Annotated in this window: 25 protein-coding genes; 13 read left to right on the forward strand and 12 right to left on the reverse strand. The window is 42.3% G+C overall.

Annotated elements, in window-relative coordinates:
• Nucleotides 1-69: 69 nt before the first annotated feature.
• From R7Q38_RS16350 to R7Q38_RS16360, 3 genes are all read right to left on the reverse strand, one after another.
• Complete coding sequence (locus R7Q38_RS16350) at nucleotides 70-1056, reverse strand: Wzz/FepE/Etk N-terminal domain-containing protein (RefSeq protein ID WP_213874581.1); 987 nt, start codon at nucleotides 1054-1056, stop codon at nucleotides 70-72.
• Between the two features lie 65 nt (nucleotides 1057-1121).
• Complete coding sequence (locus R7Q38_RS16355) at nucleotides 1122-3824, reverse strand: SLBB domain-containing protein (RefSeq protein ID WP_222716774.1); 2703 nt, start codon at nucleotides 3822-3824, stop codon at nucleotides 1122-1124.
• A gap of 64 nt (nucleotides 3825-3888) precedes the next feature.
• Complete coding sequence (locus R7Q38_RS16360) at nucleotides 3889-4407, reverse strand: outer membrane beta-barrel protein (RefSeq protein WP_017820722.1); 519 nt, start codon at nucleotides 4405-4407, stop codon at nucleotides 3889-3891.
• Nucleotides 4408-4811: 404 nt separating this feature from the next.
• Between R7Q38_RS16360 and R7Q38_RS16365 the strand changes: the two genes are divergently transcribed.
• From R7Q38_RS16365 to R7Q38_RS16420, 12 genes are all read left to right on the forward strand, one after another.
• Entirely contained in the window at nucleotides 4812-5033 is a 222-nt protein-coding gene (locus tag R7Q38_RS16365) for a hypothetical protein (protein ID WP_005535462.1), read from the forward strand.
• A 68-nt stretch (nucleotides 5034-5101) separates the two neighbouring features.
• Nucleotides 5102-5782 carry a YjbF family lipoprotein gene (locus R7Q38_RS16370; protein ID WP_104974573.1) on the forward strand — a complete coding sequence of 227 codons (681 nt, stop codon included), beginning with the start codon at nucleotides 5102-5104 and terminating at the stop codon, nucleotides 5780-5782.
• A complete protein-coding gene (locus R7Q38_RS16375) occupies nucleotides 5779-6537 on the forward strand; it encodes a capsule biosynthesis GfcC family protein (protein ID WP_104974574.1) in 759 nt (252 codons plus the stop codon). Before R7Q38_RS16370 ends, R7Q38_RS16375 begins: the two co-directional genes overlap by 4 nt.
• On the forward strand, nucleotides 6534-8729 hold the full coding sequence (locus R7Q38_RS16380) for a YjbH domain-containing protein (protein WP_239939192.1): 2196 nt from the start codon (nucleotides 6534-6536) through the stop codon (nucleotides 8727-8729). Before R7Q38_RS16375 ends, R7Q38_RS16380 begins: the two co-directional genes overlap by 4 nt.
• Nucleotides 8730-8877: 148 nt before the next feature.
• The gene (rfaD, locus tag R7Q38_RS16385) at nucleotides 8878-9819 is read left to right on the forward strand and encodes an ADP-glyceromanno-heptose 6-epimerase (RefSeq protein ID WP_186584525.1); all 942 of its coding nucleotides are present in this window, start codon (nucleotides 8878-8880) and stop codon (nucleotides 9817-9819) included.
• A gap of 126 nt (nucleotides 9820-9945) precedes the next feature.
• Complete coding sequence (gene lpxM, locus R7Q38_RS16390; RefSeq protein WP_017634970.1) at nucleotides 9946-10932, forward strand: lauroyl-Kdo(2)-lipid IV(A) myristoyltransferase; 987 nt, start codon at nucleotides 9946-9948, stop codon at nucleotides 10930-10932.
• A complete protein-coding gene (locus R7Q38_RS16395) occupies nucleotides 10929-11651 on the forward strand; it encodes a glycosyltransferase family 25 protein (protein ID WP_186584527.1) in 723 nt (240 codons plus the stop codon). The genes lpxM and R7Q38_RS16395 overlap by 4 nt, the downstream gene beginning before the upstream one ends.
• The gene (gene waaF, locus R7Q38_RS16400) at nucleotides 11648-12703 is read left to right on the forward strand and encodes a lipopolysaccharide heptosyltransferase II (RefSeq protein ID WP_025768326.1); all 1056 of its coding nucleotides are present in this window, start codon (nucleotides 11648-11650) and stop codon (nucleotides 12701-12703) included. The genes R7Q38_RS16395 and waaF overlap by 4 nt, the downstream gene beginning before the upstream one ends.
• Nucleotides 12697-13971, forward strand: a complete 1275-nt coding sequence (gene waaA, locus R7Q38_RS16405; RefSeq protein ID WP_239939191.1) for a lipid IV(A) 3-deoxy-D-manno-octulosonic acid transferase — start codon at nucleotides 12697-12699, stop codon at nucleotides 13969-13971. The genes waaF and waaA overlap by 7 nt, the downstream gene beginning before the upstream one ends.
• A 103-nt stretch (nucleotides 13972-14074) precedes the next feature.
• Nucleotides 14075-15685, forward strand: a complete 1611-nt coding sequence (locus tag R7Q38_RS16410; protein WP_053303379.1) for an aldolase catalytic domain-containing protein — start codon at nucleotides 14075-14077, stop codon at nucleotides 15683-15685.
• Nucleotides 15669-16304, forward strand: a complete 636-nt coding sequence (locus R7Q38_RS16415) for an HAD family hydrolase (RefSeq protein WP_054701124.1) — start codon at nucleotides 15669-15671, stop codon at nucleotides 16302-16304. Before R7Q38_RS16410 ends, R7Q38_RS16415 begins: the two co-directional genes overlap by 17 nt.
• Nucleotides 16305-16306: 2 nt before the next feature.
• Nucleotides 16307-16987 carry a cytidylyltransferase domain-containing protein gene (locus R7Q38_RS16420; protein ID WP_239939190.1) on the forward strand — a complete coding sequence of 227 codons (681 nt, stop codon included), beginning with the start codon at nucleotides 16307-16309 and terminating at the stop codon, nucleotides 16985-16987.
• Between the two features lie 48 nt (nucleotides 16988-17035).
• Here R7Q38_RS16420 and R7Q38_RS16425 read toward each other — a convergent pair whose 3' ends face one another.
• The 9 genes from R7Q38_RS16425 to R7Q38_RS16465 all read right to left on the reverse strand — a co-directional run bounded on the left by R7Q38_RS16425 (nucleotide 17036) and on the right by R7Q38_RS16465 (nucleotide 24063).
• Nucleotides 17036-17899: a hypothetical protein gene (locus R7Q38_RS16425; RefSeq protein WP_017820716.1), complete on the reverse strand. Its 864-nt coding sequence runs from the start codon at nucleotides 17897-17899 to the stop codon at nucleotides 17036-17038.
• Complete coding sequence (locus R7Q38_RS16430; RefSeq protein WP_017820715.1) at nucleotides 17896-18828, reverse strand: glycosyltransferase family 2 protein; 933 nt, start codon at nucleotides 18826-18828, stop codon at nucleotides 17896-17898. The genes R7Q38_RS16425 and R7Q38_RS16430 overlap by 4 nt, the downstream gene beginning before the upstream one ends.
• Nucleotides 18828-19937 carry a DegT/DnrJ/EryC1/StrS family aminotransferase gene (locus R7Q38_RS16435; protein ID WP_017634981.1) on the reverse strand — a complete coding sequence of 370 codons (1110 nt, stop codon included), beginning with the start codon at nucleotides 19935-19937 and terminating at the stop codon, nucleotides 18828-18830. Before R7Q38_RS16435 ends, R7Q38_RS16430 begins: the two co-directional genes overlap by 1 nt.
• On the reverse strand, nucleotides 19937-20458 hold the full coding sequence (locus R7Q38_RS16440; protein WP_017634982.1) for a GNAT family N-acetyltransferase: 522 nt from the start codon (nucleotides 20456-20458) through the stop codon (nucleotides 19937-19939). Before R7Q38_RS16440 ends, R7Q38_RS16435 begins: the two co-directional genes overlap by 1 nt.
• Entirely contained in the window at nucleotides 20445-20858 is a 414-nt protein-coding gene (locus R7Q38_RS16445) for a sugar 3,4-ketoisomerase (RefSeq protein WP_005489486.1), read from the reverse strand. The genes R7Q38_RS16440 and R7Q38_RS16445 overlap by 14 nt, the downstream gene beginning before the upstream one ends.
• On the reverse strand, nucleotides 20859-21725 hold the full coding sequence (gene rfbA, locus R7Q38_RS16450; RefSeq protein WP_025520720.1) for a glucose-1-phosphate thymidylyltransferase RfbA: 867 nt from the start codon (nucleotides 21723-21725) through the stop codon (nucleotides 20859-20861).
• Nucleotides 21725-22789 carry a dTDP-glucose 4,6-dehydratase gene (gene rfbB / locus R7Q38_RS16455; protein ID WP_132936688.1) on the reverse strand — a complete coding sequence of 355 codons (1065 nt, stop codon included), beginning with the start codon at nucleotides 22787-22789 and terminating at the stop codon, nucleotides 21725-21727. The genes rfbA and rfbB overlap by 1 nt, the downstream gene beginning before the upstream one ends.
• 144 nt (nucleotides 22790-22933) lie before the next feature.
• Complete coding sequence (locus R7Q38_RS16460; protein ID WP_171345965.1) at nucleotides 22934-23644, reverse strand: 3-deoxy-D-manno-octulosonic acid kinase; 711 nt, start codon at nucleotides 23642-23644, stop codon at nucleotides 22934-22936.
• Nucleotides 23645-23655: 11 nt separating this feature from the next.
• A complete protein-coding gene (locus R7Q38_RS16465; protein WP_005395798.1) occupies nucleotides 23656-24063 on the reverse strand; it encodes a diacylglycerol kinase in 408 nt (135 codons plus the stop codon).
• A gap of 107 nt (nucleotides 24064-24170) precedes the next feature.
• Between R7Q38_RS16465 and R7Q38_RS16470 the strand changes: the two genes are divergently transcribed.
• Nucleotides 24171-25226 carry a glycosyltransferase family 9 protein gene (locus R7Q38_RS16470; RefSeq protein WP_017820712.1) on the forward strand — a complete coding sequence of 352 codons (1056 nt, stop codon included), beginning with the start codon at nucleotides 24171-24173 and terminating at the stop codon, nucleotides 25224-25226.
• The last annotated feature ends 25 nt before the right edge of the window (nucleotides 25227-25251 follow it).

A 25251-nucleotide genomic window follows, 5' to 3' on the forward strand; every position in this document is an offset into this window, starting at 1 on the left:
TGTAGTAATTAAATACATATGGGTTATTTTTCAAATAAAAAGAAGAGGCATTAACCTCTTCTTTTTATTTTAAATATTGGAATTCAATTTGTTTTTATCTCTGATGAGAACAAACCGTATAAAGACAACACTGAGGCCAATAATAAATCCAAATAAAGTTCCACCGATACATATGAGTGCTCTACTTGGTTTAACTTTGACTTCTGGCACTACTGCTGGGTCAACAACTTTAAATACAAACTCTTCCTGTACCTCTGCAAGCATTAGGCTTTTAGTTTGCTCTTCAATCAATTTATAGAACGTACTTTGCATCTCAGCAACTGAAGTTTTGTTAAGTTGATTGTTCAAATAGGCCAAATTTTGTGTAGATTCTGCGATAGTTCGCTCTCTCATTACTTTATTTATATCAGAGACTATCCAATTTACCCATTTCTCTGCGATATATGGCGAGTAATGCATGATAGAGACGGTATATAAACCACTCTCTTTGTCTTGAGTTATCGAGAATACATCATTGATGAAGACTTCATAAGCTTCTTGCTTTGAAGGTTTTGCCCCTCTCAGACCGTCAGGTTTACGAAGCCACTTTTCACTCTCCAGATCATAAGCATCTTCATCATACACTAACGTATCACTACCTATGTTCCAGCCTCTTGTACCCATTAAGGTAACAAGTAGATTATGCTTTTCGATAAACTCTGATACAAACTTTCTTGACTTCATCACTTGTACAGCGAGCTCCGTCTGACGACTTTCAGCCCCTCCTAAACTAACCCCAGCCAACGCAGCCAAACCACCAAATTGACCAGCCATTTGCCCTAAGCCAGAGCTTGATTGAGAATCAGATGGTGATAGTAGAGCACTGGCACGGTAAATATTTGGTTGATAAAGAGCAAAAACAACTGATGCAACTGCGAGTATCAGTGTAGTCATTATTATAATTAGCTTTCCTTGCCAAATAGCACGAATCAACTCTAGTAAAGTAATTGACTCATCCGTAGTTTGATAGGAAAAACTAGTAGATAATTTTGTGTATTCTTCAGGCTTTAAGTTCATTCTAGTTAAATAAGATTCTGTTTAATTAATGAAAAGGGAGGTTATCCTCCCTCCCTAATTAGCCATTATTTGAGTGCATTGATTGCTACACCCGTCTGATACAATATTTGAGTAGCAGCGGTCCAGGTGCTTAACGCATCACGATAGTCGGTATCAATTGGCACAACAATAGTATCACCAGCTTTTAGTTCTTCTTTGTTATTTCCAAACCAATAACCAGAGGATGGCTTGTAAACTGAACCATCAGCTCGTACGACAAAGATACGATCTTCGTCCGCTTGCTTCTTGGCACCACCGGCTTTGTTAAGATAGTCATCGACATCAAGTTTGTTGTCTAACAAGTAGGTAATTGGAACCTGAACTTCACCCATAATCGATACAGTATTGCGGAAGGTTGGGACAAAGAGGAAGTCTCCATCTTCTAGCATAAAATCTGCTGAACGCTCACCCTTTAAGATGCGATTTAACTGTACCACCATACGGCCAAGTGCTTTGCTGCGACTTGCTTCTTCAACAAATGCTAACGTTTTTTCTGGGTCTGAAATTACAGAGCCTATATTGCTATCTGCTCGGAACGTTTTCTTCGCGGTTTCTTTACGCATATCTGCGGCGTATTGATTTAAAAGCTTCTGCTCTTGTAAACGCAATGCTTCACGCGTAAATATTGCTCCTTGAGGGTGAGCAAACTCTGTCAGACCTCCAGCTCTGTCCAATAACTCACTTAAGGTTTCACCTTGGCGCACGGTATAAGTGCCAGGGAAGCGAACTTCACCCTGTAAAGTGACTGTGCTTTGTAGCTTCACATTTGGCTTTTCTAAGATGTTCAAACGATCTCGTCCCACGATAACTGCATCGTCTGAAGCACTGCCTTGAATTGCTTTACGCAGGTCAATACGTTCAACATCAATATAAGCGCGCTCATCCGCATTATTAATCGCGGTTCGTGCAAGTTCTGCATTAATTGTAAATGCGTTGTAAGTCAAACCACCAGCTGCTTCAATAAGCGTTGATACCGTCATTCTTGGAGTAATCGGGTAACGCCCTGGGTGCTTCACTTCACCAAAGACTTCAGCAATTTGAGGGGCTAGTCCCAAACGAGACTGTTGCTGAAGTTGTAACAACACAGGGGCAAGTAAAGTGCGACGAGTATTTTGCTTCAGCTTTTCAAAGTCTTCCTCTGTAATCTCTTTACCACGGAAAATGATTTTAGCTGGTTTCGCCTGCTCTGTAGTGCTCGGGTTGTTCAGCGTACCGTTTGCTGAATGCGAAACGGAAACAGAAGAGCTCATCACTTCTTGCTCTTTCTGTTGTTCCAGCTCAGCTTGTTCTTGCGCTTGCTCCAATGTTTTTGCTTTTGCAACAGCCTCTTGCGTTGCTAATGTATCCAAGTCTTCGTTATTAAAGCGGTTGAAAACCAATATACGGTCTCGTGAGTGTAACTTAAGGTTGTCTTGGCTACCTGGTGATAGAATCGCGTTAGCTAAGCTTAGTTGGAACACCTCAATATCACGCTGTGGATTAATCTCTCTTACCACAACCGCATAGTTAACATCAGCTGTAGAATTAAAAGCTGAGTCAACAGATTTGAAAAGATCAGCAACACGAAGACCATTGCGCCATTCCACATAGCCAGGATGACGAACATCTCCCTCTATCTGTACGTAACGAGTAAGCTCTTCGCTTTTTTTCAAGATCTTGATGGCATCGCCATTTTTAACTTTACTCTGTCGATCTTGCGTTTTATTGAAATCAAGCGTCAGAGCCTCACGAGCGCCATGTGAAGCGTAGCGTTTTATCTCCAACTGCTCGACATGAGCATTCGCAGTAAAACCACCAGCCATCTGAATAAGTTGTTGGTAAGTTTCACCGGCCTTGACTTCATAAATTGCCGGACGGTTTATCTCGCCCTCTATAGACACTGTATCGTTAACAGAACCAATTAAAACAACATCATCCGGTAGCAAGCGCACATCATTACTTGCATCACCTTTTAGTAAAAGGTCATACATATCCAACTTACGAATAATTTTCCCATCACGCTTTAGCTGAATATCTCGCAGAGCCCCACTTTCACCAAAGCCGCCGCTGTAATAGATAGCTTGTGAAATTGTCGTCAATGCGCTAACCGTGTAGGCTCCTGGTTTATATGCATCACCCATGACAAACACTTGCATGGTGCGCAATTCACCCAATGAGATATCACTGCGCACACCAATCATTTGTTCTTTTACACGTTGCGTAAGAGAGTCTCGAACATCAGAAAAGTGCATGCCAGCAACGTTTACTGGTCCAAGTGACGGGAAGTTGATTGTGCCTGCGCGATTTACACGTAAGCGATGTGTCTCGTTCTCCTTACCAAACAACTGCACAATGATTTCATCACCAGCCCCCACAGTGTAATTTGCAGGTACAGGAACATCACTGATCGGAGCAAACGTGCTTGGAGAACCAGCAAAAAGATCTAAACCAAAGCGTTTGAGCTCTTCTTGCTCACCTTTTTTGAGCCATTGTTCTTCGATATTGGAAGATACAGCACCACTAGATTCTGCTCTAGGTTTGATGACTTGTGGGTTTTCGTAAGGAGACTTATTTGAAGATGAACTAGAAGGAATGGAGAAACCATATTTACTCGCCAAAGCTTGTTGTTGGTCGGCGGGTAGATTTTGAAACATTTTCATTTGTTCTGGAGTGGGTGTTTGTGCCATTGAATAAGACGCAAACGTACTTGCCAATATAAAAGCGGCAATAGAGAAATATCCTTTAAACATGGTATGTCACTATAATAATTGAATAAAAGACCCTAGCCCCAAGTTTGAGCTCTAGGTATTTAAATTAGAAACGGTGCTGAAAACCCAATGTAATCGAGTTAAGGCGAACTTGGTCTTCAGAGACGTTATCAACGAACTCAAATATCACCGCGCTTTGGTTATTTAAAGCGTAGTGCATACCTAACCCAAAACTAAATCCTTGTTCTTTGTGAGAACCTACATTTTGTAGATCAAGCTGAACGCTTGAATACCCAGCTAAACCATAAAGTGCAACTCGCTCTGAAACCGGCATATTCAACTTAACAAAGCCGCTCAAAGCGCTATCAACGGCAAGACCACTGTCACGTTGAACTGATGTCCCATAACGTCCTTCGAGACCAATGTAGTCATTAAAGAAGTACCCTGCTTGCGCACTAAGAAGGAAAGGACTCCCCTCTTTTACGGACTCAGAAGACGAGCTTTTCAATTCTGCATTTGAGTAGCTCACTAACGCACCAGCATAAAAATCGGCTGACGCTGAAAAAGAACTCAGGCTCAAGCCCAGTGCACCAAGTATTCCCAAACAATGCTGCTTTCTTATCACGTAAAAGTCCCTAGTACTGGTAATAATATGGGCTGCCAAAGCAAAGTTAAGCGTGCTATGCAGGCCATTAAATACTGAAGAGTTGGCACGCTACCGCCCTGAGGCGTTGAGCGTAAGCCACTGTATCGCTTTCTATATGGTGTAAGTAAAAACGACCTATTTCCTCCAAACCTCTAGTTCTGGAGGAAATAGACCGACAAATTATGCACTCTTGATAGTTTATCAGCAAGCAAGGGAGCAAGATAACCGCACAATGTCACGCTGGTGTTAGAAATGAGATCGTAAGCCATAGCAAAATAAGAAACTATTTACATGCTAAGGCTTTTTTATCTAGAATATAATTTGGAGCATTTTTTATGCTACCAAACATCGATGTTTTTATACCGGATATACAAGGATTAATAATGAAGAATACAGCTCTAGCTATTCTTATGGCTCTAAGCGCATCAACTGCATTTGCAGCAGAAGAAGCAGGTTCAGCAGGCGCAGCTTCTGCATCTGCAACAGGCACAACAGCTGTAGCAGTAGGTGCAGCAGCAGCAGTAACTGTTGTAGCAGTTGCAGCGTCAGATAGCGATTCAACATCTACTTCAACATCTACTTCTACTTCTACTTCTACTAACTAGTTTCGTTTTGTAGATAGAAGATAATCGCCCTGAATGATTCAGGGCGATTTTATTTGTAAGAGGGAATAATGAACATCTTCAGAACGTCCAAATGGATACAACCACTCCTCGCTCTTCCGCTACTAGGTTTACTCTTCGGCTGCACACAGAAGTTCAATGATGTTTCAGCAACCGTTCAAGAAGCCTACAGTAACTACATCGATGTAGAGATGACACCAGAAGAAATAAATGCTGTTCCATATGCTAGCGCCTACTTGAAACTTGGGAATCAAAAACAGGTCTTTGTTGTTTTAGCTTTTGCAGAACAAAACCCTCTCAATGGAAAAATACAACTGAAATGGGTAAGTGCTGACAAAGCTATGATCGTTACGGAGAATGGGCATATAGTCAAAACAATAGGTCTACAGAATGGGGACTTAGCGGGTATTTATGGTGATGTGCCAGATTTTTCTTCTGATTCAGCCTCTGTCAACTTTGCACTCTCATACGACTGGGCAACACAATACCGTTATGGTTTTCCTGTAAATGTAACGCGCTCTTACTCAGGCCAAGAAACGTTAATAACACCTATTTCTAACGCCATGACCGACGTATATAAAGAAGTTGTTGAGTTTAGCAGCCTTTCTCAATCGGTCGAAAACTACTATTGGGTCAATGAACAGGGTCAGGTTGTTAAAACCTTACAATATTTAGGACCTAATATGATCCCGGTTGAGTTGACCATTTTAAAGGGGTATAGCAAATCATGAGCAAGCGACTAATCACATTATTCTGTTTGGTCATGCCACTTTTTAGCTCACATAGCTTCGCTCAAACAGAAGCCTCAACTACACAGCCATTAAATGTTGAGTTGCTGGAGGTAGGCAAACAGCTACAATTCCAAGGACCTGCTCGTTTAGAAAGTGTGTTAGCACTCGCTACGGAGCAAGACGCCTCACTACAATACTCTCTTGGTACGACTTTGTTTGATAAATCGGATCGTGCCGACAAAACCTCTACCGCTTTAAAGAACTCGGTACTCAATCAAATGATTCAGCACAATTTGATTGCACATCCATTCTACAAGTTTATTCAGAAGCAAAGCTTTGCACCACGTTTACTGTCTGCAATCGATGTTGATAAAATCCGACTAAACAAATTCGAGAATCCGCTTTTGTATGGCAATGCCCTTCTAGCAAGCCCTCTACGCGAAGAAAAAGTGTATTACTTGGGAAACCTAAATAGCGTGTATACCGTTAAGGACCAGGCAGGTATCCCTTTGCAGAGACAAATAGAGAATTTGAAAAGTAACATTGGTACGTTATCAACGCGGCCGGTATTGATATACCCAGATGGTCATGTAGTTAAACCGCATCACGGAGCTTGGTTAACAACACAATATTACTTACCACCTCTGACATTGGTATATGTCCCGTTTGGTGATCTTGAACACTCCGAAATGGACCAAGATATTGTCCGCCTACTCACTCAACTGATACCAAATTCCACAAAGAGACCACAATGATGCCAATTAGAAAAAGCTTAACCCTTTATTTAATGGGCCCAGCATTGGTTTGGGCTCAAGACATGCCCTTTGAGGCTCCCACGTTACAGCCTTCTCAGTCTGACTTTGGTGGTGTTGGCTTAATGCAGATGCCAACCGGACGTATGGCCCCTGAAGGGGAGTTCAACTTTTCAATAAACTATGCTGATGAATACACTTTTTACAACGTTTCTTTGCAGCTAATGCCTTGGCTTGAAACAACCTTGCGTTACACTACCGTCAACGACGTTTTATTTAGTGAAGACCCCTCCTTCTCTGGAGACAATAAATATACAGATAAAGGTATCGATCTCAAGCTAAGAATATTACAAGAGAGTGAATATCTTCCAGAAATATCGCTTGGCATACGAGACTTCGCTGGCAATGGTTTTTTTGACGCAGAATACCTAGCTGCAACAAAAAGATATTCGAGTAAAAGTTTAGGTACTCTTGATCTTACGCTTGGTATTGGGTGGGGTTCATTAGGAATGCGAGATAACATTAGTAACCCTTTTTGTAGTATTTCTGATAGCTATTGTGACAGAGAGTATGGCTTTAACGAAACAGGTGGTACATCTAATTACCATCGATGGTTCAAGGGTCCAAGTTCCCTATTTGGTGGTGTTGAGTATCAAACACTACATAAGCCATTGAGGTTCAAGTTAGAATATGACAGTAATGACTACAGCGATGAATACCCAGTCAGAAAAATTGGTGTAGACATGAGACCGCATACACCGTGGAACTTTGGTGTGCTCTATCGTCTAGGAATGGCTGATTTTCGTTTAAGCTATGAACGCGGCGACACTTTGGTCGCAGGCTTAACACTAAACACTAATTTCAATGACATGCCATCTTTTTGGCGAGACACACCTACGCCAGAAGTAGAAAGCAATCAGCCAGAAGAACTGTCTGATGTTGACTGGGAACGTGTAACAGAAGATTTAGACAAAATTGCGGGTTACCAAAACACACGCATTTATGTTGATGACAACACCGTAACTGTCGTTGGTGAACAGAAGAAATATCGTGACCGTACAGAGGCACATGAAAAAGCGGCGGCTGTACTTCATAATGAAATGCCTGACGATATTGATACCTATGCTATCAACGAACGTAGCCGAGGCTTAGTCGGCGAACAAACGATTATTTCCAAGGAGAAATATCGCGACTTTGCCCAAGTTAATTACATCAATCCCAAAATAGAAGACGCAACCGAAAAAGCTAGCAATAAGCCAAGTGGAGAATCTGTCTATGATGGTTTTGAGCGTTTTGATTGGGGCTTTGCACCTAAACTTGTTCAAACTCTAGGTAACGCAGAAGACTTCTATCTCTTTAGTGTAGGGCTAAGCGGTAATGCCTCATACTGGCTGACGGACAACCTTGAAATTGGCGGTTCGTTATACTGGGATTGGTATAACAACTACGATAAGTTTAATTATGTCACTCCACCCGATGGTACTACTGTTCCTCGCGTTCGTACCATGTTCCGCGCTTACCAAAATGAACATGCTATAACCATGTCAAACTTACAATTGACTTGGTTCCAAGAGTATTCCGATACCATGGATCAACAATTCTACGCGGGTTATCTGGAGAGCATGTTTGCTGGAGTCGGTACCGAGCTTCTTTACCGACCACAAGGAGCTAACTGGGCGATTGGCGCTGACGTCAACGTAATTTCTCAACGTGATCCACAAAGTTACTTCGGTGTTTACGATGAGAAATGGCAAAACGTGCCAGAATATGGACGTCCGTTCCAAGTTATTGATAAAGGATTCACTGGTTTTGTATCTGGTTACTACTACCCTCAATGGGAATTCCTGCAAGATTTGATGATCCAAGTCGATGTTGGTCAGTTCCTAGCTGGCGATGTTGGTACACAAATCAATGTTTCTAAGCAGTTCAAGAGTGGCGTAATTGCTGGCGCCTTTGCCTCATTTACAGACTTGTCTGCGGACGAATTTGGTGAAGGTAGCTTTACTAAAGGTTTCTACTTGTCGATTCCGTTTGACATCATGACCGTTAAGCCAAGTAACAATCGTGCGAACTTTAGTTGGCAGCCTCTTACTCGTGACGGAGGGCAGAAGCTCGGCCGCAAATACAGCTTAATTGAGTTAACCGACGAACGAAATCCTTGGTACCAAAGACCTAACCGTTCGGATGTGGAATAATAAAGTAATCAAGGGAGCTGCGGCTCCCTTTTTCATATCTAGATACTGAGTCATAGAAGACTAAAACCTATCTTCCTGCTTCCAATAGCGCTACTTTTCGTTTCTTGCTAGAATTCCAGAGAAAATTTTAATCTATGGTGGAAGTTCTATGATCATCGTAACTGGTGGCGCTGGCATGATCGGCAGCAACATTGTTAAAGCACTAAACGAAGCTGGTATTAACGATATCCTGGTTGTCGACAACCTAAAAAATGGAAAAAAATTTAAGAACTTAGTTGATCTGGACATCACAGATTACATGGATCGTGACGACTTTCTGACCCAAATTATGGCGGGCGATGATTTTGGTCCGATTGAGGCAATTTTCCACGAAGGTGCTTGCTCTGCAACGACTGAGTGGGATGGTAAGTACATGATGCTAAACAATTACGAGTACTCTAAAGAGCTGCTGCATTACTGTTTAGATCGCGAGATTCCATTCCTATACGCTTCTTCCGCAGCCACTTACGGCGATACAGAGACTTTCGTTGAAGAACGCGAATACGAAGGCGCACTGAATGTATACGGTTACTCGAAACAGCAGTTTGATAACTACGTTCGTCGCCTATGGCAAGACGCTGAAGAGCATGGTGAGACCCTTTCTCAAATCACCGGCTTCCGCTACTTCAACGTATATGGCCCACGTGAAGACCACAAAGGTAGCATGGCATCAGTTGCGTTCCACCTAAACAACCAACTTAACGCAGGTGAAAATCCTAAATTGTTCGCGGGCAGCGAATCATTCAAACGCGACTTCGTTTACGTTGGTGATGTATGTAAAGTAAACCTGTGGTTCTTAGAAAACGGCGTATCAGGTATTTTTAACTGTGGTACTGGCCGTGCTGAATCTTTTGAAGAGGTAGCAAAAGCAGTTATCAAGCATCATGGCAAAGGCCAAATTGAAACCATCCCATTCCCTGAGCACCTAAAAGGCGCTTACCAAGAATTCACACAAGCGGATCTGACCAAACTGCGCACCGCAGGCTGTGATGTTGAATTCAAGACAGTTGCAGAAGGCGTTGCCGAATACTTGGCTATCCAAAACAGTTAAGCACCACAAGGTGGTAGAACCATAACCTGCCACCTTTACTCAAGTGCAATAGCCTGTATCATTCCTAACTATCTTTTTCTCATTTAAACCACTTCGCCCGCACACGAATAGGTAACTAGACACGCCATGACCATAAAACGTGATGACTTCGACCCTAAAGCATATAACCCTGAGTTTAAGCGCCACTTTCTGTCGCCTAAGTACTGGGGCACGTGGTTAGGTGTTATCTTATTTTTACCGTTATCATTAATGCCTCTGGGTTTACAAAAGTGGTTAGCGAAAACCATAGCCAAAAAACTGTCGAAATCCCACAAAGGTCCAGCTCACCGAGCGAGGGTTAACTTTGAGCTGTGTTTTCCGGAAAAATCATTCCAAGAGCGTGAAGCTTTGATAGAAAAAACACTCTACACTGCAGCCATGTTTTTTTTTCGCTTCGGGTTACTAAGTTTACGCTCACCAAAGTGGCTTCAGAACCGTTGCCAAATTCGCGGCCTAGACATTTTACGACAGCACATTGATAACAACGAAAATGTGATTTTAATGGTTCCCCATTCTTGGGCCATTGATGTGCCTGCTATCTTGCTCGCGTCAATGGGAATGCCAGTTTCTGCAATGGCGAAGAAACAAAAGAATGATGTTGCTGACTGGCTAATGCACAAGCAAAGAGTCCAATACGGTGGCCGTGTTTATGAACGCTCAGGTGGCATTAAGCCTTTTCTGAAATCCATTCGAGATGGCTATGTAGGGTATTATCTACCCGATCAAGATCACGGCCCAGAGCATAGTGTGTTTGTAGATTTTTTTGCAACACGTAAAGCAACGCTACCTGGTTTAGGCAAAATTGCGAAACTATCACGCTCAAAAGTACTGCCTCTATTTGCGTCGATGAACACTGAAGATGGTACGTTTGATATTGAGATTTTACCGGCGTTTGAGCTGGATAAAGGCGAAGAGCAAGACGCTCGTACCTGTAATGAAGCAATTGAATATTTTGTCGGTGATAAACCCGAACAATATATGTGGGTACTGCAGTTGCTGCACTCTCAAGAAGACGGCAATAACTATTACAATTTGTTTAAACCAAGATATAACAGCGACTGGAAAGTGCAGTGAAAGTATTTGTCGTAAGCTTGGCTCGATCACTAGATCGCCGAGAACGTATTGAAGAAAAGTTAAAACAACAAGGCATTACGTTTGAATTTTTTGATGCAGTAGATGGCTCTGTTGACCGTTTTCTTCATTCAGAAAAAAGTCGTCCAACCATTACTCTGCGCCGCAAAGGGTATCAATTAAAAACCAGTGAAGTCGCCTGTTTTGCAAGCCATTACGAGTTGTGGGTTCGATGTGTTGAGCTTGATGAACCGATCGTCATCTTAGAAGACAACGTCGACCCCGTAGAAGGGCTGAAGCAAGTACTCGAACATACCCTTCCATTGACTTCTAATTATGACTACATCAAATTGTCTGCCACTCAGAAGCGTGTATTCACCCCAATCGTACCTATTGATGATAATCATATGCTAGGGGGATACTCAGCAGGCACTTGTGGTACCACCGCTTATATCGTCACACCTAAAGCAGCATCAAAGTTTGTTATGCATGCTCAAAAGTTTATTGAACCAGTCGATGACTACATGGAAAAACCATGGAGACATGGTGTTCAAGTTTACAGCGTGTCTCCAGATCTCTTTACTAGAGCGGAGATTGCTTCGACGATTGGTGGTAAAAGAAAAGATAAATCCAAAATGACTCTTGCGAATAAAATATACGCTGAACTTTTTAGAACTTATGAGTCAATTTTGAAATTCCTATACTGGAAAAACAAAGCATGAAGATTTTAGTCATTGGCCCTGCATGGGTCGGCGATATGGTAATGTCGCAATCGTTATATATCGTATTAAAGCAACGCCATCCAGATAGCCAAATTGACGTTATCGCTCCAGGATGGTGTAAACCGATTCTTGAGCGTATGCCAGAAATCCATCAAGCGATTGAAATGCCTATCGGTCATGGTGAGTTTAACTTATTAGGCCGCAGGGAAATTGGCAAATCGTTGCGTGAAAAGCAATATGACCACGCCTATATCTTGCCTAAATCAGCGAAATCGGCACTGATCCCATGGTTTGCCAACATTCCTCTTCGTACTGGCTGGAAGGGAGAAATGCGCTATGGTTTATTGAACGACTTACGCCCTAACATGAAGTCTTTTCAGTACATGGTAGAGCGCTATGTAGCGTTAGCTTATCCAAAAGCAGAAATGGTGGATTCTAACTCTCTCGGCGGGCTTGAAACCTTGCCTCGCCCACGCCTTGCAATCAACGCGGCAGAGCAACAAGCCACGATCAAAAAGTTCAACTTAGCCCAAGACCAACCAATTATCGGACTATGCCCAGGAGCAGAGTTTGGTCCCGCAAAAAAATGGCCCGAAACACACTACGCTGAAGTTGCGACGCAAATGGCTCGATCTGGGCATCAAATCTGGTTGTTTGGTTCTCAAAAAGACTTAGAGACTTGTAACAATATTCGCGCACTTGTTCCGACGCAATTCCATGAGCACATTCATGTTCTGGCAGGCCAAACCAGCTTAATTGAAGCAGTCGATCTACTTGCTGCATGTAAGACTGTTGTCGCGAATGACTCAGGCTTAATGCATGTGGCAGCTGCGGTTGGTTGTAATGTTGTTGCCGTATATGGCTCAACTTCACCGAAGTACACCCCCCCACTCGCAGAAAAAGTGGAGATTGTTCATACCGATATTGATTGTCGCCCTTGTTTCCAGCGTGAATGTCAATACAAACACCTTAAGTGCTTGACAGAACTTTCGCCTAAGCAAGTGCTAGATAGCATCCAAAAACTTGACGCCATTACGATAAGCTCATGTTAGTTCGTATTGTTTATACCTTACTACTCGCTCTAGCGTCACCGCTGCTTTTATTTGGTTTGTACAAGAGCAAACCAAATAAGCCTAAGTTCGGCTCTCGCTGGAAAGAGCACTTTGGTATCACTCCCAAGCTAAAAAGCTACGACAAACCTATTTGGATACATGCCGTATCTGTTGGTGAAAGCATAGCAGCAACACCTTTAATTAAAGCCCTTAAGGAACAAAACCCCGAACAATCTATTCTAGTTACTACAACAACAAGTACCGGAGCTGAACAGATTGCTAAGTTGGGTGATTTAATTGAACACCGCTATATGCCAATTGACTTTGGGTTTGCTATCAAAGGCTTTCTTAAAGCAGTACAACCAAAACAAATGTTGATCATTGAGACTGAGCTGTGGCCAAACACGCTTCACCATGTTTACAAAGCGGGTATCCCTATAACAGTCGTGAATGCTCGCCTATCTGAAAAATCGTGTCAGAACTACGCCAAAATACAGCGGCTTTTTAACCAGCTTCATCCATGCCTAACTCAAGTACTCTGCCAAACGGATTCAGATGCAGAGCGCTTCGAACGCTTAGGCGTTGAGAAAAAGAAACTATCCGTTACCGGCTCGATTAAGTTCGATATTCAAATATCAGAGCAAGTGAAACAGCAAGGACAGCAGCTTCGAGCCCAGCTTGGAAAGGATCGTCCAATTTGGATTGCAGCTAGCACCCACAAAGGCGAGGACGAACAGGTATTAGATGCACATAGACAAGTTTTAAAATCTCATCCAAATGCATTACTTATTTTGGTTCCTCGCCATCCGGAACGATTTGATGATGTATTCACGCTTTGCCAACAGCAAGGCTTTAACACTGTGCGTCGTACTTCAACGCATGCAGTAGAGACAAATACTCAAGTATATCTCGGCGATACAATGGGTGAGATGCTAACGTTGATGGGTGCAGCAGACATCTGCTTTATGGGCGGTAGCCTAATTGGAGATAAGGTTGGTGGGCACAATGTGCTAGAGCCTGCCATGTTAGAAAAAGTCATAATCACTGGCCCTAGCTATTTCAACTTTAAGGAGATTGTTGAAAACTTACTAGCTGTGGATGGTATCTTAATTGTGCCAGACTCAACGACCCTTGCCCTAAGGACTACAGAGATCATTTCTCAACAAGATAAATATTTACTCCGAGCTTTGCATGCTAATAAATGGGCCTCATCCAATCAAGGCGCTCTAAACCGAACAATGAGCTTACTCCCACAAAGTGATAAGTAATAACTTAATAATTAGTTTGATAAATACCTCACTTTTACTATTAAGCTTGTATGTTTTACTGTACTAAGCACATTACCTGTTTAACTTAAAAAGAATATCCATTATGCAAAAAATTTTAGACTGTACTCTTCGCGATGGTGGCTACTATAATCACTGGGACTTTTCACCAGAAGTCGTTGACGCTTACCTCACTGCAGTTGCAAAAGCTAAAATTGATTATGTTGAATTAGGGCTTCGTAATTATCCTAAATCTGTTTACAGTGGTCCATTTGCTTATACGACTGAAGAGTTTCTAAACACGCTACACCTACCGAAAGGTCCGACATATGGCGTAATGGTTGATGCAAAAACTTTGCTAGATGCGGGTAAGCCTGTTGAAGCTGCCATCAATGATCTTTTTGTACCAGCACAAGAAAGTAAAGTTGATCTCGTTCGTATCGCGGCACATTTCAATGAAGCAGAGCAGTGTGAAAGCATGATTAAAGCTTTCAAAGAAATGGGGTATATCGTTGGCCTAAATCTGATGCAAGCGGGCGGAAAACCATCCCAAGTTATTGCGGAAAAGGTACAGGCGGTAGCAAAAGCAACCCCTGATGTTATCTATTTTGCTGACTCTCTCGGAAATATGGATGGTGCAGAAGTCACTCGCATTGCCGAAATTGTAAAGCAAAACTGGGATGGCGACATTGGTATCCACACCCATAACAACATGGGTCAAGCAATGTCCAATACGATGACTGCTCGTTCGAATGGTGTTACATGGTTGGATGTGACCGTTACCGGAATGGGACGAGGCGCTGGGAATGCCCAGACCGAAAACCTGCTCGCCGAACTTGATGGACTAGATAAATACTTGCCAACAGCAATATATGAACTAGTTATTCGCCATTTTGAGCCAATGCAAAGAAGATACGGTTGGGGCTCAAGCCTTCTATATTACTTGGGGGCCAAAAACGATATTCACCCAACTTACATCCAGAATATGCTTTCAAATCCTAATTACGGAACAGAAGAAATTGTTGGTGCTATCGAGCATTTAAAAAAGCTAGAAGGTACAACAAGCTATAATGGTGATGTCTTAGAAGAAGCGCTTACTGTAGGGAAAATAAGCCAACCGACTGAAAGCCAATCAGATCTATCAGGTATCTTTTCAGGAAAAGAAGTCTTACTGGTCACTAATACGCCCAATACGGCAACACATAGAGTCGCGATCGAAACATACATTAAAACTCGAAAGCCTATCGTAATTGGCATCAATACAAAGCATGAGATTGACACTGAGCTTTTCGATTACTTTGCTGTATCTCATAACTCTAAATACTTGTCAGAAAGCAGCCATTACTCAGAGGTAGCCAAACCCGTATTTTTGCCAAAGAACCGCTTTGACGAAGACGAGCTAAGTAAATTTAGTAATATTTCTATGATTGATTACAGTAGCACCATAGAGAAGGATACTCTCACCGCCCATAAAAACTACTGTACACTACCGTATGATAATACCGCTGCATATGCGTTATGTATCGCTTTTATAGGTCAAGCGCAGAAGATATCTCTCGTTGGTTTTGATGGTTATGATGTGACTGACCGACGCCAAATGGAAATGAATGAGATCTTTAGCATGGTTAGTCAGCAGTTTGGAAGTACATCAATTCAAGCGTTAACCCCAACCACTTATCCAGTAAAAGCAGGGTCTATTTATGCACCCGCTATTTAATGGCTATGATACTGTTATTTTTGACTGCGATGGCGTGATCCTAGACTCAAATAACCTCAAAATTGATGCCATGCGTAATGCTTTACGCATGGCTCAAGTATCAGAGCTCGAAATAGATAAGTGTTGCACTTATTTTAAAGCTAATTTTGGCAAATCGCGTTTTCATCATGTGAGTTACTTTGTTGAACATTTCATCACAAATGCAGATGAAGCATTGTACGAACGTATACTAAACTGCTACTCAAAGCAGTGTGAAGAGCTATACATGGAAGCTCAACTGACGCCTAATTTTATTGCAGCAATTACAGATTGCCCAGCCAAACTCTATGTAGCGAGTGGATCTGCTCAAGACGAATTACGAGAAGTATTTGTTAAAAGAGAGCTGGCGCAATATTTTACGTTAATTCTAGGATCACCTACCGCGAAAGCAGATAACGTTGCAACCATCCTAAAGGAGTCTTCAGGCGCGGCTCTAATGATCGGTGACGCATTATCAGACTTTCACGCAGCCAAAGAGAATAATATTGATTTTCTTGGCTATCTTCCTTTTTCAAATGTAAAAGAAGAGCTTGAAAGCTTATCAAAAAGTGAAGGTTTCAATATTCTAAGGAGTTGGTAAGCATGAGTGTCCATGTTTTTCTACCATGCCGGAAAGGCAGTGAACGTATCCCAAACAAAAATACCAAAGACTTTGCAGGTGTAAAAGGTGGGTTACTAAAAATCAAACTGGATCAGTTAATCAATATAACTGACCTAGATTCGATAGTCGTATCTTCAAACGATGACTTTGTACTGGATTTTGCTTCAACATATAAAGATTCTCGCATACGAATAGATGAACGCCCAGAGCACCTAGGGGCAAGTTCAACAAGCACTGATGATCTTATTAGATATGTTCCTTCGATTATTACTACGGGTCACGTACTTTGGACTCATGTAACCTCACCATTCTTAGACGAGTCAGGTTATAGCGCTATTATCAAACAGTATAATCAAGCACTCACGGAAGGTTATGATTCATTAATGACGGTCAAAGAACTACGTGGGTTTATTTGGAATAAAGATAAGCCAATTAGCTACGATCGTAATATAGAAAAATGGCCTAGAACTCAGACAATTGAACCTCTTTATGAAATCGATAGCTCAGTCTTTTTAAATAGTGTAGAAAACTACAAAAAGCTAAATGATCGAATTGGACAAAAGCCTTCGATGTACATACAGGATGCAGAGAGCTCAATTGATATAGATTGGCCAGAGGACTTTACTTTCGCTGAATCTATGTGGTTACAGAAAAATAAATGATCATCGGTAAATAGACATTACAATTGTAGCGTCTATTTACCTGTCATTTCATCGTCTAGGATAAGCATCGATCATAGAGAAACTAGACCTATTCACGATTTTTACCCCTTTGAGATCGGCCCATTTATTTAACAGTTGATGTGCATAAAACGTCAAGAAAGTTAATCGCATCAAGTCCGTCATATTAAAAGGTTTGACCTTTTGAGGATTTTCTAGGAGCGGCAACTTCTCTTCTTTTCCATAGAAATGCTTGTAGACCATATAAAGCTGGTTGCTCTCTTGATCAACATGGACATCATTATGGAAGCTCATATCCGCTCCAAATATTTCCACTGAATCATATTCACATAGAATTGCTACATACACAGCAAAGATAAGCACATTGACAGCTGGAGGTGCGACGATACCAGAAGATAGTGCCATTGGGCCATATTTAATATTAGTTACATTACTAGGAATTGCTCGCAGCACTTTTATCGCTATGTTGCTGTTTTTGATATTGCCTTGAATGAACTCTCTGTCAGCAAAGTCAGGAATAATCAATTGCATTTCCCAAGACACAAGTTCATTTAGATCTTTAAACAATTTATCTCTTTTTTCCACCAGAGAGCTATGGGTGGTTTCATCCCAGAAATAGCTATCAATTAAAATATATTTATTAGGTTTCAACGCCGTAAAATGCTCAGACTCTGAGAAATGATTAACAGCAATCACATCACTATCTGTACCAATACTATTAATATCTGACTTTAAGGATGGTCCATTACCTAAAACCGTACATTTCTCATGTGTACGATAAAAGTCTTTAGGTGAATCAGTGCTTTTATCGCTTCGCTTTTTGAATGAACGGAAAGTTGAAGAAAAATGCCTCTTCATACTTATCGATTGCTTTATATTTTTAATTTTATTCATCTTAACCTACGCAAAACTTTTAAAACCGTTCGATAATCCAGCGTTTTAACAAAATAACAAATCGCTTCGCTGTACAAAGCAGACTTTGATTGTGAAAGTGATGCCATAAACTCAGCGGTACACATACGCTTTTTAATCGCACTCACAACTTTAGTGGCGTTTTTACTCTCTGCATCTCGCAAGTTCATTTTAAGATCTTGCAGTTCACGCTGAGCATTAATTACTGTGTTGTCATACCTTTCTTCACGTGTTTCTTTTGCGAACGTTGATATGCCACCCAATCGATATTGGATCCATTTTTTGTTTTCATGATGAATACCATTTAACAAAAAGGCTCGAAGGACATTGATGCGATCTTCATTGATGATGTCTTTGTTGTAAGGAGCAAACTCGTTCAGTACATCAGAGGTAAAAGCGGCGCAACAACCATCTACTGCACACTTTCTATTAATAATATTTTCGAGTGTGTACGGCTTTTTATTTTGCTTAATCGATTCAAATGACTCAATAACATCGCCTTGCTCAGAAATTTTGTCGTAACCACCAATAATTAAGCTTGGTTTGCCATTTTTCAACCAGGCTTCATAAGTTTCCTCAACTCGGCTCGGCATCGCTATATCATCGCCAGCTTGTACAATAATAAGCTTATTTTGGTATTGCCCCCGCAAGGAGTTGATTTGGCTAACTAAACCAACATTTTGCTTATTGTGGCGATATTCAATATTTAATCCTTTAGGCGCAAACTCTAAAAGCGATAGAATTATTTTATGACTATCATCAGGTGAACAGTCATCCAAGATCAATAATTGGCTTGGCCACACGGTCTGGTTCAATGCCGCTGGCAATGTTTTCTCAAGATAACGAGATTGTTTATAACAAAAGAAGACATAAACCACGTCTTCTAATACTTGCACATGCTCTTGTGTCATTACTCAACCTTAAAAGAGTTGATTGCATCGACTACTTCTTGACTCTCGTCTTCACTCAAGTAGGACGACATTGGCAATGACAGCACCTCATTTTGTAACTGCTCAGTCAACGCTAATGACAGATGACCAAACTCTTTATAAGCCTGCTGTTTATGCGGCGCTATCGGGTAATGTACTTGTGTTTGAATACCATGCTCTGATAAATGCTTAACCAATGCATCTCGGTGTGAAGTTCGCACCACAAACAAATGCCATACATGTGCCTCAGGCTCTGTCACTTCCGGCAAGATAATATTCGGGTTGTTGATTTCGCGTAAGTAAAATGCCGCCAACTCCTGACGCGCTTTCGTCTGCGCTGGAAGGTAGTTCAGTTTCACTGACAACATCGCCGACTGAATTTCATCCAAACGACTGTTCAATCCTTGATAAAGATTCTGGTATTTAACATGTGAACCGTAGTTTCGAAGGGCACGCAAGGTTTCGGCAAGCTCTTCATCGTTGGTCGTAATAGCGCCACCATCACCCAATGCACCTAGGTTTTTACCCGGATAGAAGCTAAAGCCTGAGGCGTCACCCCATGCTCCAGACTTCTTACCATCAAGTGTCGCACCATGAGACTGGGCGCTGTCTTCCAACACGAGAAGATTGTGTTTTGTTGCCAACGCCATAATCGCTGGCATATCGGCCAACTGGCCGTACAGGTGCACCGGCAAAATGACTTTCGTCTTTTCTGTAATCGCCGCTTCAATCGCTTCAGGACTGATATTGTGCGTCTGCTCATCCGGCTCCACAAACACCGGAACCAAGTCCGCTTCGGTGACCGCCAATACCGATGCGATATAGGTATTACCCGGTACGATAACTTCATCACCTTTGTTGATTTTTCCTAGCTCTCGCCAAGCCTTTAACGTCAGTGTTAAAGCATCTAAGCCATTCGCAACGCCTATACAGTGTTTAACACCACAGTAGTCAGCAAATGCTTGTTCAAACTGTTCCGTTTCCTTGCCAAGGATATACCAGCCAGATTCAATCACGCGTGCACAGGCTTGTTTCAATTCGTCTTCGTACTCGGCATTTAAGCGCTTTAGCTCTAAAAAATTAACGTTCATTATCTACCTAGGATTTTTTCACACTTCAATTTCATTGGCTCAATATCTGACGGGTATATTTCATAAAGATAATCCAAGTCTGTATCGCCAACGAGTCGAGCACCGAACTTTTCATGGAATTTGTTTACCGCATGGTTATCTTTGCGAACATCGAAGTGGCATTTTTTAAAACCCAACACATCAAAGCCAAATTGATAAACTAAAAGAGCACTTTCGAGGGCAGCGTAACGTGTTTTTTCATGATTCAGGATCCAACTTCCCCAACAAAAAGAAACACCTTTAAAGTCGTAAAGTCTAACTGTTCCGCATTTGGTTCCATCTAGCCTCTCTATAATGAAGTAAAACTGCTTCTTTTGTTGCTCGTCCTCTTTATACGCTCTTATCCATAATCTTTGTGCTTCAACACTTGTATCGCATTTGGACAAGTGTGTATTGTATTTTTCATCACCTCGAAGCTGAGTTATAAACTCTGCATCATCTTCTTGAACAAGGCGAAGTTGTATTGTCTTACTTTTCAGCATGTTTGTTTACCACATTCAAAAATTCAGCATAATCGCGTATGTAATCGGCTTCATCATACAATTCACTAGCGACAACCATTAGCACACAATCTTCAGAAAAGTCGTGCATCTCACGCCATTTTAAGCCTTTGATATGCAGTCCTACATCGGGAGATGAAAGCGTCACTTTCTCTTTCGTGGTGCCATCATCAATGACGAAAGTCACGCTACCTTTCATACAGATAGCGACTTGCTCTAAGTCGTAGTGTGCATGAAAGCCCCTAGCTAAACCGCTTTGTGTATCAAAAATGTAGTAAATACGTTTGATATCAAACGGAATGTTTTTGTGTTGCTCTAACGAGATTAGTGAACCTCGCTCATCACCCATTTTCTGAAAAGATATTAGCGGTATATTTGACATTTATTCTTCCAATAACTCTAGAAGATAGCGGCCATAATCGTTTTTAGATAAGGCTTTTCCTGCAGCTTGAATATGATCTCGTGTTAACCACCCTCGGCGATAAGCAATCTCTTCTAAGCAAGCCACTTTATAACCTTGTCGTTTCTCGATCGTTTCGACAAAGTGAGCAGCTTCAAGCAAGCTGCCATGTGTCCCCGTGTCTAACCACGCAAAGCCGCGCCCTAGCACGTCAACCGTCAATTTCCCTTGCTCTAAGTAAGCTTGGTTAATACTCGTAATTTCTAACTCGCCACGATGAGACGGTTGAATAGTTTTGGCAATGTCCACGACGCGGTTATCGTAGAAATACAGTCCGGTAACGGCGTAATTGGATTTTGGCTTGAATGGCTTCTCTTCAATCGATAGCGCTCTCATCTCTTCATCAAATTCCACCACACCAAAGCGCTCAGGATCTTTCACTTTATAGCCAAAGACCGTCGCACCTTCCGTCAAAGCAGCAGCTTGCTGCAACTTCGGAGTGAACCCTTGTCCATAAAAGATGTTGTCACCCAGCACTAAACATACTGAATCATCGCCAATGAATTCTTCGCCAATGATGAACGCTTGAGCTAAGCCGTCTGGGCTTGGTTGAATCGCGTATTGCAACTCAATGCCAAACTCTGAGCCATCACCCAATAGGCGCTGAAATCCTTCCTGGTCTTCTGGCGTGGTGATGATCAAGATTTCACGAATACCAGCTAGCATGAGTACCGACAACGGGTAGTAAATCATTGGTTTGTCATAAACCGGCAGTAACTGCTTAGAGACACCGCGTGTAATAGGGTAAAGGCGAGTGCCCGAGCCACCTGCTAAAATAATGCCTTTCATTATTCGCCCGCTCCTAATCGCTCTAAACTGTATGAACCATCAAGCACGCGTTGCCACCATTGCGGATTATTGAGGTACCATTCCACGGTTTTGCGAATACCGCTTTCAAACGTTTCTTCTGGCGTCCAGCCAAGCTCTTGAGCAATCTTGGTGGCATCAATTGCGTAACGCACATCATGACCTGGGCGATCTTTCACATACGTGATCAAAGATTCATAAGACTCAACACCTGCAGGTTTGTTTGGTTGCAGCTCTTCAAGCAAAGCACAAATGGTTTTCACCACTTCGATGTTGGCTTTTTCGTTATGGCCACCAATGTTGTAGGTTTCACCGACTTCACCTTCGTTGACCACTTTGTACAGCGCGCGAGCATGGTCTTCCACAAACAGCCAATCTCGGATCTGCATACCATCACCATACACAGGCAACGGCTTGCCATCGAGGGCATTTAAAATCATCAGAGGGATCAACTTCTCTGGGAAGTGGTACGGGCCATAGTTGTTGGAGCAATTAGTGATAAGTGTTGGTAAGCCATAAGTACGTTGCCAAGCGCGAACCAGGTGATCGCTCGAAGCTTTAGATGCAGAATATGGGCTGCTCGGCGCGTATGAAGTGGTTTCGGTGAACAAATCATCCGTTCCCTCTAAATCACCATACACTTCATCCGTAGAAATATGATGAAAACGGAATGCCGATTGGCGCGCTTCATCTAAGCCCGACCAATATTGACGAGCCGCTTCAAGCAAATGGTAAGTGCCCATCACGTTGGTCTCAATAAAAGCAGCAGGACCATCAATAGAGCGATCGACATGAGACTCGGCGGCCAAATGCATCACCCTATCGGGTTGATGCTCTGAAAACACGCGATCTAGTTCAGCTCGGTCACAGATATCTACTTGCTCAAAGTAGTAACGTTCACTCTCTGAGACATCAACCAGTGATTCTAGATTCCCTGCGTAGGTCAGTTTATCTAAATTGATGACGGTATCTTGGGTGTCACGAATGATATGTCGGACAACAGCTGACCCAATAAAGCCTGCTCCACCGGTTACTAATATTTTCATTACAAATGTTACCTACGTTAATTTTTGTGCCATCAGATACACATGAATACTTTATGATTATTGTAGTTTATAGACTCACTCGAGCATCGTTAGACTCAAGAAGGCTTACTTAGAGCAATCAACATAAAATGATAAAAAACTCAATTAAGATTGAGAAGCATAACCGTCCTGAAAATGTTCAAAATCGGATTCTTGCCAAATAATCTGTCGCTTTAAACGCTCTTTATTAAATGAACGCAGAAGTCTATTTAGATTTTGATGCTTCCAGTCACCAGAAGTTTCAAAACGACACTTATCAAAATCGATAATCCATACCTTATCTTTGTCGTCGATCAAGATATTGTGGATATTCAAATCAGTATGGTTAACGCCAACCTGATGCATCTTGGCAATTTCTTGCCCTATTTTCTGATACATTTCTACCGATAAAGACTGTTCTTGCAAGATACTAACCAGATCTCTGGCGTTTGGGATTCGCTCACTTAATAAATCAGCTTGATAGAAGAGTCCTGACTTTACGGCTCTTGCTGCAATAGGACGAGGAACGTGCACCCCAGCCTCAATTAGCGCCAACAAAAGCTGAAACTCTTGCGCACAACGGGTGTTATCCCAGCCAGAGAACCAATAATGATCGTTAACTAACTTTCCAAACAAACCGCCACGACGGTAATGACGTAGTGCCGCTTGCATGCTCTCTAGTTGGATAAACCATGTCGTGCCTCGCCCCGTCGCACTGCCAACCACCTTGTCGGAGGACTGCCAGTATTCCGCATCAAATATCGGTTGGCTAGGGTCTGTAATGATCTCGTCATCAAACCAGATCACTTGGTTGTTGTTTTTATACTGTTGAGTCATACGCTCACCCTCTAGCCTAAATACCGGCTGGCTAATATATACAACCAAGTAAATGCAGCAAACGCCAAAGCAACCATAACGGCAGCAGAGCCTATATCTTTAGCTCGACCACTGAGTTCATGCCGTTCAATACCGATACGATCCACTACCGCCTCAATCGCTGAGTTTACAAGCTCTACAATCAAGACTAATACCACGACCCCGATCATTAAGATACGCTCAACCATGCCGACATCCACTAGCCAAGCCAAAATCACGGCGATACTCAACAGAGCCAACTCTTGTCGAATGGCAGCTTCATGCTTAAAAGCCGCTTTTAATCCTTGGATCGAATAACCCGTCGCTTTAACGATGCGCTTTAGTCCGGTATTACCCGGCTTGCCAGATTCTTGCGATTGATGTGGTGTTGTCTTTGACATTGCAGAACACTTATCAGTACTTAGCTATATTCGAGCCGTGTATTTTACATTTATTGGGGATGTCTGCATAATTTACCTGCCTCTATTCATCGAATCAGACAATAATTATGTTCACTTCTGCCCCATCGTCACTATGCGTCTTGCGTTTGTCCGCTATCGGAGACGTTTGCAATACTATCGCCAGCATTCAAGCTATTCAGAAACACTGGCCTTCGACCCAGATTACTTGGATAACGGGTAAACTTGAAGCCCAGTTATTAGCCGCCATCGATGGTGTAGAAGTGATTGTTTTTGATAAAAAAGCGGGACTTGATGGCTACAAATCACTTTGGCGACAGCTGAAAGGCAGAGAGTTTGATGCGCTATTGCATATGCAGTACGCGATTCGAGCGAGTGTCGCAACGTTGGGCATTAAAGCAAAATACAAACTTGGTTTCTCTTCTGATAGAAGCCAGGACTTTCAAACACTATTTACCAATGTCAAAGTGCCTTCCCCGCAATCTCTGCATGTCGCAGATGGCTTAATGGCCTTTGCCCATCAAATTGGGGTACCAAAGGCAGGACTAGACTGGGTACTTTCTTATTCAGACCACGACCAAGCTTGGGCAGAGTCTCATATTTCTCGTAGTAAACCTAACCTGCTGATTGTGCCTGGTGCGAGCAAAGCTTATAAAAACTGGAACGCGGAAGGTTATGTGGATGTGATTCATCACGCCAGAGCAAAAGGCTGGAACGTGATTCTGGCAGGCAGCCCTGCTCAGGTAGAATTGGATCTGGCAGAAGCCATTCAATCTCGCTTGGAAGAACCGTGTCTAAATTTAGTTGGACAAAGTTCAATTCTGCAAATGCTTGCGTTAATAGATAAGGTTGAAATGGTCATCGCCCCCGATACCGGACCAGCACACATGGCGAATGCCATGAAAACGCCAATCATCGGGCTCTATGCACACCATAATCCGCTGCGAGTGGGACCTTACCGTTATCTAAAATACGTTGTCTCAGTGTATGAAGAAACGATCTTTGCGGAAACAGGTAAAAACAGTCACGAGTTAAGCTGGCGAACTCGCGCTAAAGATGAAACGGCAATGAACCGCATTACCAGCACTCAAGTAATGAGCATGTTCGATCAAGTCTTAGAAGATTTGTATCCTCAATACCAGTAAACTTACTGTCTTGATTTGTTAAGAA

Origin of the sequence: Vibrio sp. Vb0598 (genome assembly GCF_033338935.1) — a bacterium.
GTDB lineage: Bacteria > Pseudomonadota > Gammaproteobacteria > Enterobacterales > Vibrionaceae > Vibrio > Vibrio alginolyticus.